This window comes from Herbaspirillum sp. LeCh32-8 (assembly GCF_017814915.1).
In the GTDB taxonomy this organism is placed as follows: domain Bacteria; phylum Pseudomonadota; class Gammaproteobacteria; order Burkholderiales; family Burkholderiaceae_D; genus Herbaspirillum.
This window is the reverse complement of sequence record NZ_JAGIPZ010000016.1, coordinates 19,910-36,215: the sequence shown is the minus strand read 5'-3', so window position 1 is coordinate 36,215 and position 16,306 is coordinate 19,910. Positions and strand designations below refer to the sequence as shown.

The 16,306-nt window shown below is 64.9% G+C and carries 14 protein-coding genes; 10 read left to right on the top strand and 4 right to left on the bottom strand.

Annotation, left to right across the window (positions count from 1 at the left end; all coding sequences use genetic code 11):
- Positions 1 to 248 precede the first annotated feature (248 nt).
- Positions 249 to 1,595 (bottom strand): amidohydrolase, encoded by a 1,347-nt coding sequence (locus J8I26_RS20695; protein ID WP_209609001.1) that lies wholly within the window; start codon positions 1,593 to 1,595, stop codon positions 249 to 251.
- A gap of 676 nt (positions 1,596 to 2,271) precedes the next feature.
- Here J8I26_RS20695 and J8I26_RS20690 point away from each other — a divergent pair.
- Both J8I26_RS20690 and J8I26_RS20685 read left to right on the top strand, forming a co-directional pair.
- Positions 2,272 to 3,216, top strand: coding sequence for a sensor domain-containing diguanylate cyclase (locus tag J8I26_RS20690; protein WP_245200435.1), 945 nt, complete (start codon positions 2,272 to 2,274; stop codon positions 3,214 to 3,216).
- A gap of 278 nt (positions 3,217 to 3,494) precedes the next feature.
- On the top strand, positions 3,495 to 4,385 hold the full coding sequence (locus tag J8I26_RS20685) for a PhzF family phenazine biosynthesis protein (protein ID WP_209609000.1): 891 nt from the start codon (positions 3,495 to 3,497) through the stop codon (positions 4,383 to 4,385).
- A gap of 16 nt (positions 4,386 to 4,401) precedes the next feature.
- On the opposite strand, the gene J8I26_RS20680 is transcribed toward J8I26_RS20685, so the two are convergent.
- Complete coding sequence (locus J8I26_RS20680) at positions 4,402 to 5,325, bottom strand: LysR family transcriptional regulator (RefSeq protein WP_209608999.1); 924 nt, start codon at positions 5,323 to 5,325, stop codon at positions 4,402 to 4,404.
- A gap of 182 nt (positions 5,326 to 5,507) precedes the next feature.
- Between J8I26_RS20680 and J8I26_RS20675 the strand changes: the two genes are divergently transcribed.
- The 6 genes from J8I26_RS20675 to J8I26_RS20650 all read left to right on the top strand — a co-directional run bounded on the left by J8I26_RS20675 (position 5,508) and on the right by J8I26_RS20650 (position 12,924).
- Entirely contained in the window at positions 5,508 to 6,284 is a 777-nt protein-coding gene (locus J8I26_RS20675; protein ID WP_209608998.1) for an SDR family oxidoreductase, read from the top strand.
- Positions 6,285 to 6,916: 632 nt separating this feature from the next.
- Positions 6,917 to 7,693 (top strand): ABC transporter substrate-binding protein, encoded by a 777-nt coding sequence (locus J8I26_RS20670; protein ID WP_245200440.1) that lies wholly within the window; start codon positions 6,917 to 6,919, stop codon positions 7,691 to 7,693.
- Entirely contained in the window at positions 7,690 to 10,803 is a 3,114-nt protein-coding gene (locus J8I26_RS20665; RefSeq protein WP_209608997.1) for an EAL domain-containing protein, read from the top strand. Before J8I26_RS20670 ends, J8I26_RS20665 begins: the two co-directional genes overlap by 4 nt.
- A gap of 9 nt (positions 10,804 to 10,812) precedes the next feature.
- Positions 10,813 to 11,517, top strand: a complete 705-nt coding sequence (locus tag J8I26_RS20660; protein ID WP_209608996.1) for a glutathione S-transferase N-terminal domain-containing protein — start codon at positions 10,813 to 10,815, stop codon at positions 11,515 to 11,517.
- 134 nt (positions 11,518 to 11,651) lie between these two features.
- Positions 11,652 to 12,704, top strand: coding sequence for a PHB depolymerase family esterase (locus J8I26_RS20655; RefSeq protein WP_209608995.1), 1,053 nt, complete (start codon positions 11,652 to 11,654; stop codon positions 12,702 to 12,704).
- 64 nt (positions 12,705 to 12,768) lie between these two features.
- A complete protein-coding gene (locus J8I26_RS20650; RefSeq protein ID WP_209608994.1) occupies positions 12,769 to 12,924 on the top strand; it encodes a hypothetical protein in 156 nt (51 codons plus the stop codon).
- A gap of 103 nt (positions 12,925 to 13,027) precedes the next feature.
- Here J8I26_RS20650 and J8I26_RS20645 read toward each other — a convergent pair whose 3' ends face one another.
- Positions 13,028 to 13,429 carry a YXWGXW repeat-containing protein gene (locus J8I26_RS20645; protein ID WP_209608993.1) on the bottom strand — a complete coding sequence of 134 codons (402 nt, stop codon included), beginning with the start codon at positions 13,427 to 13,429 and terminating at the stop codon, positions 13,028 to 13,030.
- A gap of 167 nt (positions 13,430 to 13,596) precedes the next feature.
- Between J8I26_RS20645 and J8I26_RS20640 the strand changes: the two genes are divergently transcribed.
- Together J8I26_RS20640 and J8I26_RS20635 are read left to right on the top strand one after the other, a co-directional pair.
- Positions 13,597 to 14,418 carry an AraC family transcriptional regulator gene (locus J8I26_RS20640; protein WP_209608992.1) on the top strand — a complete coding sequence of 274 codons (822 nt, stop codon included), beginning with the start codon at positions 13,597 to 13,599 and terminating at the stop codon, positions 14,416 to 14,418.
- 82 nt (positions 14,419 to 14,500) lie between these two features.
- On the top strand, positions 14,501 to 14,881 hold the full coding sequence (locus J8I26_RS20635; protein ID WP_209608991.1) for a cupin domain-containing protein: 381 nt from the start codon (positions 14,501 to 14,503) through the stop codon (positions 14,879 to 14,881).
- A 57-nt stretch (positions 14,882 to 14,938) separates the two neighbouring features.
- Here J8I26_RS20635 and alaC read toward each other — a convergent pair whose 3' ends face one another.
- Positions 14,939 to 16,216 (bottom strand): alanine transaminase, encoded by a 1,278-nt coding sequence (alaC, locus tag J8I26_RS20630; RefSeq protein WP_209608990.1) that lies wholly within the window; start codon positions 16,214 to 16,216, stop codon positions 14,939 to 14,941.
- Positions 16,217 to 16,306 lie beyond the last annotated feature (90 nt).

Below are 16,306 nucleotides of genomic sequence, written 5' to 3'. Positions count from 1 at the left end.
TTATTATTCAGATATCGCCCGCCATTACCGCATCGGATATGACGCGTCACTGCCGGAAGAAAAGGCCGTGGTAACGGCCCGCGCCGCCGCCCCATTGCGGGACTTCAGCCAGTGCAGTCTATTCCTTATGGAAAAGCTGCGGAAATATGGATTGTCGATGGGGCCATCGTTTTTTCATATGGCCGCGGCGCGCCCTTCCGGGCCCTCTTCTCGGCCCCCTTCCCGGCCGCGCCGTCCTGCCTGCCGGCTTACTGCAGCACGTTCAGCAACGCCAGCGACATGGCGGTCATGCTGGTCTTGAGCGCAGGCTCCAGCACAGGCGCGTACTGCGCCGAATGCTGGCCGGGCAATGGCGTGCCGTTCGGCCCGATCGAGGCCTGGTACTGCGCGGGATCGTCGAGGCCGACGAAGAAGTACATCGACGGCACTCCGGCATCCACGAAGAAGGAATAGTCCTCGCTGGTGGTCGCCGGCGGCGTGCGCAGCACGTGGTCGGCGCCGAAAGCGGCCTGCAGCACGGGTTCGATACGCCCCACCACGGCGGCATCGTTGCGGATCGCAGCGGCGCCCGGGATCAAGTGAAACTCGGCCGCGGGCGCGCCGGCCATCTCGGTCACGCCTTTGGCCGTGCGCTGGATGCCGTCGATGATCTTTTGCCGCACGTCAGGCTTGAACGAACGTATCGTCCCGCGCAGCAGCACGCTCTCCGGGATGATGTTGCTGGCGCTGCCGCCCTGGATGGCGCCGATGCTGACCACGCCGAACTCCTGCGGATCCTTCTCACGGCTGATCACGCTTTGCAGGTCGACCACGAAGCGCGCGGCCATCATCACCGGGTCGATGGTCTTGTTGGGCGCCGAGCCATGGCCGCCGCGGCCCTTGAAGGTGATTTCCATCGTGTCCAGGTTCGACGAGATCGGACCGACGTTGTAGCTGATGACGCCGTAGGGGCCGGGAATGGTGTGCAGCGCGAACGCATAATCCGGCTTGCCGAAGCGCTGGAACAGGCCGTCGTCGAGCATGCGTCTGGCGCCGGTGCCCAGCTCCTCGGCCGGCTGGGCGACGAACATCAGCGTGCCGCGCCAGCGATCCTTCATGGACACCATCGTCTGGGCGGCGCCCACCCACGCAGCCATGTGCACATCGTGCGCGCAACTGTGCGCCACACCGACCTTCTCACCCTGCCATTGGGCGCGCACCCGGCTGGCGTAGGGCAAGCCGGTCTTCTCTTCTATGGGCAGGGCGTCGAGTTCGGTGCGCACCATCACGGTGGGGCCGGGGCCGTTGCGATAAAGCGCGACGATGCCGGTTTCGCCCACCTTCTCGGTCACCTCGAAGCCGAGCTTGCGCATTTCGCCGGCCAGGCGCGCGGCGGTGCGGGTCTCCTGGAACGCCAGTTCCGGGTGCGCGTGGAGCTCCTTGTACAGCGCTTCGAGCCGGCCATAACCGGCATCGACCAAAGCATCCACTTCCGGTTTGACCCGGGCCACGTCGGATGCGGCGACCGGATTGGTTTGCGCCGGCGCCGGAGCGATGCCGCCGGCAATCAGGCAGGCTAAGACGATGCGTCTGGAAGACGTAGAGAGAAGGTTCATGCGTGGGCCCCGGGGAAGATGAAAGGGAGCTCAGGCTAACCAAGAACCCTCCCAGCGAGAATCGCATTTCTACGATTTGACCGGGCAATCCGGGATGACTGCACGTGCGTGGCCGAGCCGCACCGCGACATGGGAAAATCGACGCTGTCCGACCACAGACGGATCGGCGGATCAACGAATCGGCGGGGCGATTATCGAGAGATTTTGCAACGGCGGTATGCAAGCCGCCGGTCGCGTAAGGGTAAGAGGCCGGTGGGACCGGCAAGTGAGCGCTCACTTTCGGGGTCGCAAGCCTGGGTCGGACACGGACGCCTTCTACGGTTGGCGCCGGTGCTGCGACAGGCTCAGCGGTCGGACGGATTGCCTTGCTTATCTTCAAACTTTTGCCTTGAATAGCGTCTTGCATCACCGCGCCGGGTACGGCGCATCACTGCCAGACACTTCGACCGTGGTAGCGGTCAACACAACAATCTCCGTCTCGAAAACTGCTGTGACTGAAGTCTATCCCCATGCCGTCGCGACAAGGAAATACCGATTGAGGATGGGGTCATAAGAAAAAACGATAGCCCTCATCTTTCATCACCTGATACGGCGTGTCGTTGCAGCGCGCGATCCGGGGTATGCTTGCCGCCAGCCGTTTCACTTCATTTCCTCACCGACCACTCTCCCTTTACCCATGAGCGACCTGATCAGACAACAGATGGAACCCGACAGCGCGGTCTACAAGACCTTGCTGGAATCGACCAAGGCGATTCCCTGGAAGATCGACTGGAGCACGATGAAGTTCGCCTACATCGGCCCGCAGATCGAGGAATTGCTGGGCTGGACGCCGGAGAGCTGGCAAAGCGCCGAGGACTGGGCGATGCGCATCCATGCCGAAGACCGCGAGGCGGTGGTCAATTTCTGCATCTCGCAATCGAAGTCGGGGGTGGATCACGAGGCCGATTACCGCGCGCTCACGCGCGACGGCGAGCACGTCTGGATCCGCGACGTGGTGCACGTGGTGCGCAACCCGGACGGCAGCCCCAATGCGCTGATCGGCTTCATGTTCGACATCACCGAGCGCAAGAAGACCGAGGCGCGCCTGATCGAGCTGCAGAAGGAACTGGAGGCGCTGTCCTATCGCGACGGCCTGACCAACGTGGCGAACCGCCGCATGTTCGACTCCGCACTGGAAGTGGAGTGGGCCAACGCGGTGAACAACCGCACGCCGCTGTCGCTGGTGATGCTAGATATCGATTACTTCAAACAGTACAACGACCACTACGGCCACATCCGCGGCGACGAATGCTTGAAGCGCGTGGCCGAGGTGCTCAGCGGCGCGGCCACCCGCTCGCGCGATTTCCTGGCGCGCTTCGGCGGCGAGGAGTTCGTCCTGATCCTGCCGGAGGCCGATGCCAAGGCTGCGCTGCAAGTAGCGCAGCGCTGTCGCAAGCTGGTGCAGGACGCCGCCATCCCGCACGGGAAATCGCAGGTGGCCGAGGTCGTCACGATCAGCCTGGGCGTGTCCACCATCGTGCCGTCGGCGCAGGATCACCGCATCGCCTTCCTCGAACGTGTGGACCAACGGCTGTACAAGGCCAAGCAGCTCGGCCGCAACTGTATCGCCGTGGACGAGTGAACTGTATCTGTCGCTCCCGATGACGGACTTCTAAAATCCCGGTTCGTTTGACCAGGGTTGAGGGCGGCGTTGTTCAACCAGCGCCGTCGGATCGCTCCGGCAAATGCAGAGGTCGCCACATCGCCGTCGTTCCTGCGACAGCAGGAACCCAGTGTCGTTCAACCACCGTTGAGGCAGCAAAAACGCCGCTGGATCCCGGCCTTCGCCGGAATGACGGGATGACGAATGACTTGCTGAACGACCGCCCTCAGAACCGTCCATTATTTCCAGAGAGAGACATGTCCACCACCTACGCCTACCGCCTGCTCAACGTCTTCGCCGAATCCACCTTCGGCGGCAATCCCCTGTGCGTGTTCGAAGACGCGCGCGGCATCGATGACGCCACCATGCTGGCGCTGGCGCTGCAATTCAACCTCTCGGAAACCACCTTCATCCTGCCGTCGTCGGTGGCCGATGCGCGCGTGCGCATCTTCACCACCGGCTATGAGATGCCCTTCGCCGGCCACCCCACGCTGGGCACGGCGCACGTGGTGCGCGAACTGATGGGCACCGGCAATGCGCTAAAGCTGGAGTTCAAGGCCGGCGTGGTGCCGGTGACGGCCGAGGGCGATGTCTGGACCTTCACCGCGCCCACCAGCGGCGCGCCGAAAACCGCACCGTCGCCATTACCGGCGGCCGAGGTGGCGGCATTGATAGGCCTGTCGGCCGACGACCTGGCGGGCGAACCGATCTGGGTCGACACCGGCGCCGACCAGTTCCTGATCCCCGTGAAGTCCCCAGAGGCAGTGCGCCGCGCGCAACCCGACAGCGGCTCGCTGGATCGCTGGCCGGTCAGCAGCCTGGGCCGCAAGACGGCCTACGTGTTCGCCTTCGACGAGAACGAACCCGGCAATGTGCTGGCGCGCTACTTCTTCACCAAGCAAGGTGGCGGCGTGGCCGAAGATCCCGGCACCGGATCGGCCTGCGCCAACCTGGGCGGCTGGCTGCGCGCCACCGGCCATGCGCTGCCGGCGCGTTATGCGATCGACCAGGGAGCGGCGGTGGAGCGCCCGTCGCGCCTGCACCTGGCGGTGTCGGCCGACGGCGCCATCCAGGTCGGCGGACGCGTCATCGAGATCGGGCGCGGCACGGTCACCATCGACCCGGTAGGCCGCACGCAGCAGGCCTGAGCTTCTTCATCCCGCATCACACCTTCATGCCGCCCTCCTGCGTCAGCGGGAGGATCAGCGCATGCAGCCAATCCATGAACTCCGCCAGCCGCGCCGGCACGTGGCGCCGGCTGGCGTAGAGCATCGACACCGGCATCGGCGCCGGGCGATATTCGGGCAATACCTCGACCAGTGAATCCTGCGCCAGCGCGCTGCGTTTGCGCACGCCCACCAGCGGCAGCTGGATCATGCCCAGGCCGGCCTGGCAGGCGGCGTAGTAGGTCTCGGTGCTGTTGACGGTGACGCCGCCGCCCATCTCCACGTAGTGCGTTTCCTTGCCGTCGAACCACTCCCATCCGGGCGAGCGCCCGCCTAGCGTCTGGCGGTAGTGCACCAGCTTGTGGCCGGCCAGGTCCTGCAGCGTGCGCGGCACGCCATGGCGCGCCAGATACGCCGGACTGGCGCAATTGACCTGCACCAGGTGCCCGATCGGGCGCGCCACCAATGAAGAATCATCCAGCGCCCCGGTGCGCAACACGCAGTCGAAGCCCTCGCTGACCAGATCGACCCGGCGGTCGCTGGCCGAGAGCTCAACTTCCAGCTGCGGATGACGCTCCAGAAAATCCGGCAGTTCCAGCAACACCACTTCACGCGCCATGGCGCTGGACATATCCACCCGCAGCTTGCCGGTGAGCGCCTTGCCGCCCGAGCGGAACATGGCGCGCAGCGACTCGAAGTCGTCCAGCAGCTCCTTGCTGCGCTGGTAGAACGCCTCGCCGTCGCCGGTCATCTGCACCCGGCGCGTGGTGCGCTGGAGCAAGCGCGTGCCCAGCATCTGCTCCAGCTGCTGCACCGCCAGCGACACCGTGGCGTTGGGCAAGCCCAACTGGCGCGCCGCGCCGCTGAAACTGGCCAGTTCGGCCACGCGCTGGAAGATCTGGAGGGTGTCGAGCTGGTTCATCGCAGGCCCTGATTATTAGTCAATATTGAAAAGTCTAATATCAAATCCGAAATTTATTAAGTAAATCCTGCTCAATATACTGAGCTCCGTAGTCCACACAACGTGCCAGACCAACCGGGACGCGTCGACGCCAACCAACACCCACACGGCGGCGCGGCGCAACCACCAGACAGGAGCCAGACATGACCCAAACCAATGCAACCTCTCCCCGCATCGCCCTCATCACCGGCGGCAGCCGCGGCCTCGGCAAGAACGCCGCGCTGCAGCTGGCGCGCGAAGGCGTCGGCATCATCCTCACCTACGTCGGTAACCGCGCCGCCGCCGAACAGACCGTGGCCGAGATCGCCGCCACCGGCGCCAAGGCCGTGGCGCTGCAGCTGGACCTGGCCAAGAGCCGCAGTTTCCCCGACTTCGCCGACACCGTGCGCGAGACCCTGAAGAGCACCTGGAACACCGAGCGCTTCAGCTATCTGGTCAACAACGGCGGCATGGGCATGCACGCCTCGATTGCCGAAACCAGCGAAGAGGTCTTCGACGAGCTGTGCAATGTGCACCTGAAGGGCACCTTCTTCCTGACCCAGGCGCTGTTGCCGCTGATCGCCGACGGCGGGCGCATCGTCAACACCTCCAGCGGCCTGGCCCGCTTCTCTCTGCCCGGCTATGCCGCCTATGCGGCGATGAAGGGCGGCGTGGAAGTGCTGTCGCGCTACATGGCCAAGGAGTTCGGCGCGCGCGGCATCGTGGTCAACACCGTGGCGCCGGGCGCGATTGAAACCGATTTCGGCGGCGGCCGCGTGCGCGACAACGCCGAGCTGAATGCCTTCGTTGCCAGCCAGACCGCCCTGGGCCGCGCCGGCGTGCCGGACGACATCGGCGCTGCGGTGGTCTCGCTGCTGCGTCCCGAAAACGGCTGGATCAACGCGCAGCGCATCGAAGTGTCGGGCGGCATGTTCGTCTGATCCGCACGCTGATCGCCGGCGCCTGCGCACGACGACCGAGGCGTCGTCGTGCGCAGCTCCGCCGGGCGGCATGTTTGGTTTCAGTTGTATGACAATCCTTCATCCGGCTTTCATCCCTCCGCGCGGACCACGACCTCTGCCTGTTCCCGCTCCCCACCTGCGTTTGCGACCGCCTCTCCGCTGCGAACCGGCCTTTGTCGGCGCTCCTTTTTCAGCTGCGCTTACAACCCCGTTTTCATCCCGGTGTGCACCTTCGATCACAACGAGTGCAAAGGCCTGGACATTGTGTTGCGGATTGCATTGTGCTCGGGTAACATCGCTCGGCGTTGTTCGAAAAATTCCTCGAAAAATCAGTGAGTTCCGTCGACTTATATGTCCACCAAATGGTCATACCAATTCACCCGGAATGCGCAAGAAAATGAGGATGACGACGCAAGAAAATACGACCGCGCACGCGCGGCCGACAGGGAGAGACGCCATCGCAATGGCTGCAATCGCAAGCTCCGCGCGCCTGAGCGCAACGGGCACGCAGCGCATTGGGGTGTCCACATGGCGAAGTACGAATAGGGGGCGGTATTTTCAATCTGATTTTTCGCAATCGCGCATCGCGCTCATGCCTCGGCGCCGCGTCCCTGCTGATTGCACTGTGCGGTTTCTCTTCACCCGCTTCCGCTGCCGCCGGCCCCGATTGCTCCCGTCCCTACACTCTGGCCCTGCATGACCACGGCCTGCTGTATTCGGCCGCCACCGACACCGGCATCGACAAGGATTTCGCCGACGAACTGATCCGTCGCAGCGGCTGCAAGGTCAACGTCAGCCTGATGTCGCGCGCGCGCATCTGGCAGCTGATCGAGTCCGGCGCGCTGGATTTCAGCCTGTCGGGCATCTCCAACCGCGACCGCGAGCAGTTCGCCTCCTTCGCCTGGTACTTCAGCAACAAGTATTACCTGCTGGTGCGCAAGGATTCCGGCATCACGCGGCTGGAAGACTTCACCCGCAACGAACGCTTCCAGTTGGGCGTGATCCGCAGCTTCCGCTACAGCGACAACGCCAACAAGCTGGTCGACCGCCTCAGCGCCGCCAACCGCGTCAGCTTGGCCGGCGGACTGGAGCCGCTGTATGAGGCGCTGCTGCTGAACCGCATCCAGGGCATGATCATGGAGCCCTTCGACTACCCGGCCGTGCAGGAAAAGCGCATCCGCGACGTCACCTCCATCATCAGCTTCAACGACCCCTCGGTGCCGCACGGCCTGATCATGTCCAAGAAGGCGCTGCCGCCGGCCGAACAGGAAAAATGGCGCGCGCTGGTCGACGCCATGCTGGCCGACGGCACCGTGCGCAAGATCTTCGAAAAATATTTCAACCCGGAGCTGGCGGCATCGATGGTTGAGTTCCAGAGCAAGCCGTGAACTGGATCCGCCTGATTCTGCTGCCGCTGCTGATCCTGACCACAGGACTGGGCGTGACCTGGGTGGCCTGGGACCATGAGCGCCAGGCCTCCAACAAGGAATTGCATTCGCAATTCGCTTCGGCGCTGCGCGAGACCGTCAGCCGCATCGAGCAGCGCATGGCCTCCTACGAGCAGATGCTGCACGGCGTGCAAGGCCTGGTGTCGGCCACCGGCACCTTCGACCGCAGCGATTTCCACGACTACGTCGCCGCGCTGAACCTGGACGCCAACTTCTCCGGCATCCAGGCCATCAGCGTGGAGGAATGGATCCCGGCCGCCGGCATGGATGCCCATGTGGCGCGCATGACCAAGCTGGCCGGCGCCGACGGCTACGAGATCCGCCCGTCCGGCGCGCGCAACGCCTACGCGCCCATGGTGCTGCTGGAGCCTTACGTCGGCCGCAACCGCATTCCCTTCGGCTTTGACCACTGGTCCGACCCGGTACGCCGCGCCGCCATGGAAAAGGCGCGCGACTCCGGCATGGCCGCCATTTCCGGCAAGATCGAGCTGGAGCTCGAGAGCGGCGGCAAGACCGAACCTTCCTTCCTGATGTACCTGCCGCTGTATGAACGCGGCAAGCCGCAAGGCACCATCGCCGAGCGCCGTACCAGCCTGGTGGGCTGGGTGCATGCGGTGTTCCGCATGAACGACGTGATCGCCAGCCTGTACGGCGAGAGCACGCGCGGCGTGTCCTTCGCGCTGTATGACGGCGTCGAGGCCAGCCCGGCCTCGCTGCTCTACCGCTCGCACGACGACGGCGCGCATGCTCTGCCGCTGCAGCTTTCGGCCAATGAATACCTGGTGGTGGCCAACCACAACTGGACGCTGACCATGCGCACCCAGGACAGCTTCATCACGCAGTTCGGCCGCAACGCCGAGCACCTGATCGCCGCCACCGGCATCGGCATGAGCGTCACGCTGGCGCTCCTGGCCTGGCTGATGATGTCGTCGCGCGTGCGTGCGGTGAGCCTGGCGCAGAAGATGACCGCCGAGCTGCGCGCCAGTGAAGAGCAGTTTCGCGCCATCGCCGACTGCACCGTCAACTGGGAAGTCTGGTGGGGCCTGGACGGCCGCCCGCGCTGGGTGAACCACGCGGTGCGCGACTACACCGGCTACGGCGTCGAAGAATGCCTGGCGATGAAGGATTTCATCGGCACCATCGTGCATCCCGAGGATGAGCACCGCATCCGCGCCGAACTGGCCCGCTGCATGGACGGCCAGAAGCGCGAGGACGTCGAGTTCCGCTGCGTGCGCAAGGACGGCTCGGTATTCTGGCTGGCGCTGTCGTCGGCCCCGATCACCGACGCCCACGGCGCCTTCACGGGTTTCCGCACCAGCAGCCGCGACATCACCGAACGCAAGCAGATCGAGGCCGAGCTGCGCATCTCGGCGGTGGCCTTCGACTCGCGCGAAGGCATGCTGATCACCGATGCCGGCAGCAAGATCCTGCGCGTGAACAAGGCCTTCACCGAGATCACCGGCTACAGCGCCGAGGAGATTGTCGGCAAGCATCCCAACCTGCTGCGCTCGGACCGCCACGGCCCCGCCTTCTTCCAGGAAATGCGCGAGAGCATCCGCCGCTTCGGCAAATGGCAGGGCGAAATCTGGGACCGCCGCAAGAACGGCGAAGTCTATCCGGAGTGGCTGACCATCTCGGCCGTGAAGAACAAGGACGGCAACGTCACCCATTACGTCAGCACCCACCACGACATCAGCGACCGCAAGCTGGCCGAGGAGCGCATCCGCGAGCTGGCCTTCTTCGACGCGCTCACGCGCCTGCCCAACCGCACCCTGCTGCTGGACCGCCTGAAGCAGGCCATCGCCCTGTCCGGCCGCACCAAGAGCTGCGGTGCGCTGCTGTTCATCGACCTCGATCACTTCAAGACCTTGAACGACACCGTGGGCCATGAGAAAGGCGACCTCCTGCTCAAGCAGGTGGCCCAGCGCCTCGTTGCCAGCGTGCGCGAAAACGATACCGTGGCGCGTGTGGGCGGCGATGAGTTCGTGGTGGTGCTGGAGGGCCTGAACGAACATCCGCAGGAGGCCGCCAACCAGACCAAGGCCGTCGGCGAGAAGATCCTGACCTCGCTGGGTTGCACCTACCAGCTTGACGAGGTCGAATACCGCACCACCGCCAGCGTCGGCGCCACGGTGTTCCGCGGCCGCCAGGCCTCGGTGGATGAACTGATGAAACAGGCCGACCTGGCCATGTACAAGGCCAAGGAAACCGGCCGCAACTCGCTGCGCTTCTTCGACCCGGCGATGCAGACCGTGGTGCTGGAGCGCGCGGCGCTGGAAGCCGGTTTGCGCAAGGCCATCGAGGGCGACCAGTTGCTGCTGCACTACCAGCCGCAGGTGGTCGAGGGCGGCCGCGTGACCGGCGCCGAAGTGCTGGTGCGCTGGCAGCATCCGCAGCGCGGCATGGTGCCGCCGGGCGACTTCATTCCGCTGGCCGAAGAAACCGGCCTGATCCTCTCGCTGGGCAACTGGGTGCTGGAGACTGCCTGCCGCCAGCTGGCCGGCTGGGCCGAGACGCCGCACACCGAACACCTGACCATCGCCGTCAACGTCAGCGCGCAGCAGTTCCGCGAGGCCGACTTCGTGCAGACCGTGCTGGACACGATCGAGCGCACCGGCGCCAATCCCAAGCGCCTGAAGCTGGAGCTGACCGAGAGCCTGCTGGTGGACAACGTGGAAGACATCATCCAGAAGATGTTTGCGCTGAAGGCCTACGGCGTGGAGTTCTCGCTGGACGATTTCGGCATCGGCTACTCGTCGCTGTCCTACCTCAAGCGGCTGCCGCTGAATCAGCTTAAAATCGACCAGTCTTTCGTGCGCGACGTCTTGATCGATCCCAACGATGCATCGATCGCCAAGACCATCGTCAACCTCGCCCAGAGTCTGGGCCTTGGGGTCATCGCCGAAGGGGTGGAGACCGATGCCCAGCGCAGCTTCCTGGCCGATGCAGGATGCCATGCATACCAGGGCTACTTCTTCTGCCGCCCGGTGGCCGTCGATGCTTTCGAAAAGTTCGCGCAGGAATTCGATCCCCGATTCACTGCCGCATAGGACCCCAACATGAACGCATTGACGAGTTTCGCCATCAACAACAAGTGGCCGGCCCAGCACCCCGACCGCATCCAGCTGTACTCGCTGCCCACGCCCAACGGCGTGAAGGTGTCGATCATGCTGGAAGAGACCGGCCTGCCCTATGAGCCGCACCTGGTCAGCTTCGAAACCAACGACCAGATGTCGCCGGAGTTCCTGTCGCTCAATCCGAACAACAAGATCCCCGCCATCATCGATCCCGACGGCCCCGGCGGCAAGCCGCTGCCGTTGTTCGAATCCGGCGCGATCCTGCTCTACCTGGCCGAGAAGAGCGGCAAGTTCCTGTCGGCCGATCCGGCTGCGCGCTACCAGGTGATCCAGTGGGTGATGTTCCAGATGGGTGGCGTGGGCCCGATGTTCGGCCAGCTCGGCTTCTTCCACCGCTTCGCCGGCAAGGAATATGAAGACAAGCGCCCGCGCGACCGTTACGTCAACGAATCCAAGCGCCTGCTGGGCGTGATGGACAAGCGCCTGGCCGAGAGCCGGTGGCTGGGCGGCGACGACTACTCCATCGCCGACATCGCCACCTTCCCGTGGATTCGCAACCTGGTCGGCTTCTACGAGGCCGGCGAGCTGGTGGGCTTCAAGGACTTCCCCAACGTGCAACGGGCGCTGGACACCTTCGTGGCGCGCCCGGCCGTGGCCCGCGGCCTGAACATCCCGGCGCGCGGCTGAGACCAGCCAGCCCTGCAGCGTCGCCGGCCGGCATGCGGATGGCCGGCGACGCTGTGTAAATCCCCTTTTCGGCACAGCCTGCACGCGTTAACATCGCGTCAACATCCTACGCCCGTATCGACCCACGCTTGCCCATGACAATCCGCCTCATTCCAAGCCTGTCCCGACTTTCCCTGCTGGCCGCCCTGTGCGGCGCCCTCACCTGCGCCCATGCGGTGGACCTCTCGCTGAAAACCATCCGCATCGGCAACCTGTCGCGCGCCTACTTCTCGGAACGCGGCGGCCAGGGCGAGCCCAAGCCGCTGCTGATCGCGCTGCACGCCAGCGGCTCCAGCGGCTCGCTGATGGCGCGCAATACCGGCCTGAGCGAGGTAGCGGAAGCGGCAGGCTACATGGTGGTCTACCCCAACGGCACCGGCCTGGCGATCGACGCCCGCACTTGGAATTCCGGTGGTTGCTGCGGCTATGCGCAGATGCACAAGGTGGATGACGTGGCCTTCCTGCGCGCGCTGATCGACAAGCTGGCCGCAGATGGCCTGGCCGACCCCAAGCGCGTCTACATCGCCGGCCTGTCCAACGGCGGCATGATGGCTTACCGCGTGGCGGCCGAGGCGCCGGAATTGTTCAAGGGCGTGGCGGTGGTGAGCGCGGTGCTGGACATCCCGCCCGAGGTGGTCAAGACCGGTGTGCCGGTGCTGCACATCCACGGCAGCGACGACCCCTTCATCCCCTTCCTCGGCGGCGTCGGCAGCAAGGAACCGTCACAGGTCCCGCGCCTGTCGGTGGCCAAGACCGTTGAAGCCTGGGTCAAGGCCAACGGCGCCGATCCCCGGCCCGACGTGAGCGACATTGCCGACACCGCCGGCGACGGCACCTCGGTGCGCCGCTACACCTACCACAGCAAGACCGATCCGCAGGCGGTGGTGCTGTACGAAATCAAGGGCGGCGGCCACAATTGGCCCGGCGGCATCGCGCCCATGATCAACGGCGGCAAGTCCTCTCAGAACCTGGACACCTCGCGCACCATCGTGGATTTCTTCAACCACCATGGCGGCGGACGCCCCGCTGAAGCGGAAGACCCCAACCTGCCGCCGGGAGCCACGCCGCTCAAGCCCTCAGTCCCGGCCGCAGCAGCGCCGGCGGCTCCGGCCGCCACGCCAAAACCCGCGCCTGTCCCCGCAAGATGATTGACCGCCGGCAAGGAAATCGCACTATCATTACGAGCAGCGTTCAACCCTCACCGCCATGACAATGAAAAGACTCATCACCAGCATCCTGATCGCCGTCGTGCTGTATTTCCTGCTGCCCTTCGTGACCAAGTTCATTCCGCAATACCGGCTCGCGGTGTACTGCATCAGCGCCGGCATCGTCTCCTTCGCGGTATCGGCGCTGATGGACAAGGTCTGACGCCGCAACGACCAGGCGCCCACCCAATGAAAACGGCCGCAACGTGCAAGACGTTGCGGCCGTTTTCATTGGCAGGCGGGCAAATCTTCCGCTGCCCGCTTGCTTACCAGCACTCGCCCTTACGCGCGTGACCCGGCGGGCAGTGATCAGGACCGTGCCCGCGCGGGCCGCGGTCATGATGGCGATCGCGTGGCGGCGGCCCGCCGCGCCAACCGCCGCGATCGAGTTCCCAGCCGCGCGGGCCTTCATGCCACGCCGGTTGCGCATAGCTGTAGCCTGGGCGTTCACGCACCCAGCGACCGCCGCGCCAGACGTGACCGTGACCGTTCCAGTCCCAGTAGCCCGGCACCCAGACGTAACCGTGACGCGGGGGCGGCAGACGTTCGGCACGCGGCGGCGGCGGCGCGCCGATGTTGATGTTGACGGAAACCTGGGCTTGCGCCTCAGGCAGCAGCGCGGCCGACGAAGCGGCGGCAAGCACGACGGCGAGTATTATTTTTTTCATGATGATGTTGTTGCGGGGTGAAGACAAAGATGAGACCGATCAACGCGCCGCGCAGTTCCTGATGAGTTGCGCCGCGCGTTGCCGCGAGACAATACCATCCTTCGCCCTGATCTGCAGGCTTGCACTACAATGGCCGTCATACCGTTTTTTATTGCGCATCTGCCGTTATGGCTTCGATCCGACATTCTTCCCGTGACTGGGTGCTGCATGCGCCACCGTCCTCGCGCATGGAGCGCATCGAAGCCTATTTCAGCGGCCGCGGCTACGACTTCCATCGCCACGACACCTACGCCATCGGCCGCACGCTGGCCGGCGTGCAGAGCTTCCACTATCGCGGCGAACTGCGCCACAGCCTGCCGGGCGGCTCCATCATCCTGCATCCGGATGAACTGCACGACGGCCAGGCCGGCGGCCGCGACGGTTTTCGCTACCGCATGATCTACGTGCAACCCGCTTTGCTGCAGCAGGCGCTGGGCGGCCGCGCACTACCCTATATCGACACCGGGCTGTCGCAGGATCCGCGCCTGTTCCATACCATCGACGCCTTGCTGCGCGGCATGGACCGTCACCTGGACGACCTCGAGGAAGAAGATGCCCTCTACGACCTGGCCCAGGCCATGAGCGCGGTGGCCGGCGGGCGGCGGACAAGGCGCGCCATCGACTTCAGCGCCGCCGAACGTGCGCGCGAATTCATCCTGGCGTCGCTGGAAGGCAAGCTCACGCTGGAACAGCTATCCAGCGTCAGCGGCAACGACCGCTGGAGCCTGTCGCGCGACTTCCGCGCGCTGTACGGCACCAGCCCCTACCGCTACCTGACCATGCGCCGGCTGGAACTCGTACGCCGGCTGGCCGCCGGCGGCGCTGACCTGGCGTCGGCCTCCGCAGCCGCCGGCTTCGCCGACCAGAGCCACATGACGCGCCACTTCGCAAGCGCCTACGGCCTGCCGCCCGGCGCGTGGCTGCGCATGCTGAGAGCGCGCAGCCGCTAGCGCCCAAGCCTGCACAATCGTTCAAGACGCGGCCACCCTCGTCGCCTAGACTGGGCGCTTTCCACCAGAGAGGGAGTGCAGCATGCCTGCCACAACATCCGCCTATCAAGCAGTCAATCTCGCCCAGAAGTTTTCGCTGTTCAGCGAACACTGGTCGCAAAAGATCATCGCCCAGATGAACGACTACCAGTTCAAGCTGGCGCGCCTGCAAGGTGAATTCATCTGGCACACGCATGCCGATACCGACGAAACCTTCATCGTCGTCGACGGCGAGCTGCGCATCGAGTTTCGCGATGGCGCGGTGACGCTGCAGGCAGGCGAAATGTACGTCGTTCCCAAGGGCAAGGAGCACAAGCCGGTGGCCGAACGCGAAGTGAAGCTGCTGCTGGTGGAGCCGAGCGGCACGCCCAACACCGGCGACCAGGGCGGCGCACGGACGACGCCGGGCGACGTCTGGATCTGAGGCGCCCATGAAAAACGGCGCGATGCCCGCGCCGTCTTTCAGTGCATCAACCCTGCATCAGCCGCCCTTGGCCGCCTTGAACATGGCCTTGATCCCGCGCACCGCCTGGCGGATGCGCGACTCGTTTTCGATCAGGGCGAAGCGCACGTACTCGTCGCCGTATTCGCCGAAACCGATGCCGGGCGAGACGCACACCTTGGCCTGCTCCAGCAGGATCTTGGAAAACTCCAATGAGCCGAGCGCGCGATACGGCTCGGGAATACGCGCCCAGATGTACATCGACGCCTTGGGCACGTCCACCATCCAGCCCGCCTCGTGCAGGCCCTTGACCAGCACGTTGCGACGCTTCTCGTAGTTGCTTCGGATCTCTTCCACGCAGGACTGGTCGCCTTCCAGCGCCGCGATCGCCGCCACCTGCACCGGCGTGAAGCTGCCGTAGTCGTGATAGCTCTTGATGCGCGCCAGCGCCGCCACCAGCTTGCTGTTGCCGACCATGAAGCCGATCCGCCAGCCGGCCATGTTGTAGCTCTTGGAGAGCGTGAAGAATTCCACCGCGACCTCGCGCGCGCCCGGCACCTGCATGATGGACGGCGCCTTCCAGCCGTCGAAGGTGATGTCGGCGTAGGCCAAATCATGCACCACCAGGATGTTGTGCTCGCGCGCCAGCCTGACCACGCGCTCGAAGAACTCCAGCTCCACGCATTGCGCGGTCGGGTTGGACGGGAAACCCAGCACCATCATCTTGGGCTTGGGATAGCTTTCGCGCACAGCGCGCTCCAGCTCGTCGAAGAAATCCACGCCCGGGCTCATGCGCACCGAGCGGATGTTGGCGCCGGCGATCACTGCGCCGTAGATGTGGATCGGGTAGCTGGGATTGGGCACCAGCACGGTATCGCCCTTGTCCAGCGTGGCCAGCATCAGGTGCGCCAGGCCTTCCTTGGAGCCGATGGTGACGATGGCCTCGCTGTCGGGATCGAAGTCGACCTCGTAGCGCGACTGGTACCAGTGCGTGATGGCGCGGCGCAGGCGCGGGATGCCCTTGGAAGAGGAATAGCCGTGCGTGTCCGGCCGCTGGGCCGCCTCCACCAGCTTGGCCACGATATGCGGCGGCGTGGCGCCGTCCGGATTGCCCATGGACATGTCGATGATGTCCTCGCCGCGACGACGCGCGGCCATCTTCAGTTCGGCGGTGATGTTGAAAACGTAGGGCGGCAGCCGCTCGATGCGCGGAAAACTGACCGGGATGGATGCGGAGGAAGCAGAAGAAGCGGAAGAAACCTGGGTGGATGCGTCTGGCGTGCGCGAAGGATCGCGCGAATCTGCGGATTGCGTCATGTCGGCTTTCACGTAAGCGCCCGGAACCGTCCGAGCGACGTTGGAGCGGAAGCTCCGCGGACGATTCTATGCGTGAATGCGCGCAGGCAC

Coding starts and splice junctions, on each gene's coding strand:
- J8I26_RS20695 (WP_209609001.1), bottom strand. CDS start 1,595: ATGAACCTTCTCTCTACGTCTTCCAGACGCATCGTCTTAGCCTGCCTG.
- J8I26_RS20690 (WP_245200435.1), top strand. CDS start 2,272: ATGAGCGACCTGATCAGACAACAGATGGAACCCGACAGCGCGGTCTAC.
- J8I26_RS20685 (WP_209609000.1), top strand. CDS start 3,495: ATGTCCACCACCTACGCCTACCGCCTGCTCAACGTCTTCGCCGAATCC.
- J8I26_RS20680 (WP_209608999.1), bottom strand. CDS start 5,325: ATGAACCAGCTCGACACCCTCCAGATCTTCCAGCGCGTGGCCGAACTG.
- J8I26_RS20675 (WP_209608998.1), top strand. CDS start 5,508: ATGACCCAAACCAATGCAACCTCTCCCCGCATCGCCCTCATCACCGGC.
- J8I26_RS20660 (WP_209608996.1), top strand. CDS start 10,813: ATGAACGCATTGACGAGTTTCGCCATCAACAACAAGTGGCCGGCCCAG.
- J8I26_RS20655 (WP_209608995.1), top strand. CDS start 11,652: ATGACAATCCGCCTCATTCCAAGCCTGTCCCGACTTTCCCTGCTGGCC.
- J8I26_RS20650 (WP_209608994.1), top strand. CDS start 12,769: ATGAAAAGACTCATCACCAGCATCCTGATCGCCGTCGTGCTGTATTTC.
- J8I26_RS20645 (WP_209608993.1), bottom strand. CDS start 13,429: ATGAAAAAAATAATACTCGCCGTCGTGCTTGCCGCCGCTTCGTCGGCC.
- J8I26_RS20640 (WP_209608992.1), top strand. CDS start 13,597: ATGGCTTCGATCCGACATTCTTCCCGTGACTGGGTGCTGCATGCGCCA.
- J8I26_RS20635 (WP_209608991.1), top strand. CDS start 14,501: ATGCCTGCCACAACATCCGCCTATCAAGCAGTCAATCTCGCCCAGAAG.
- alaC (WP_209608990.1), bottom strand. CDS start 16,216: ATGACGCAATCCGCAGATTCGCGCGATCCTTCGCGCACGCCAGACGCA.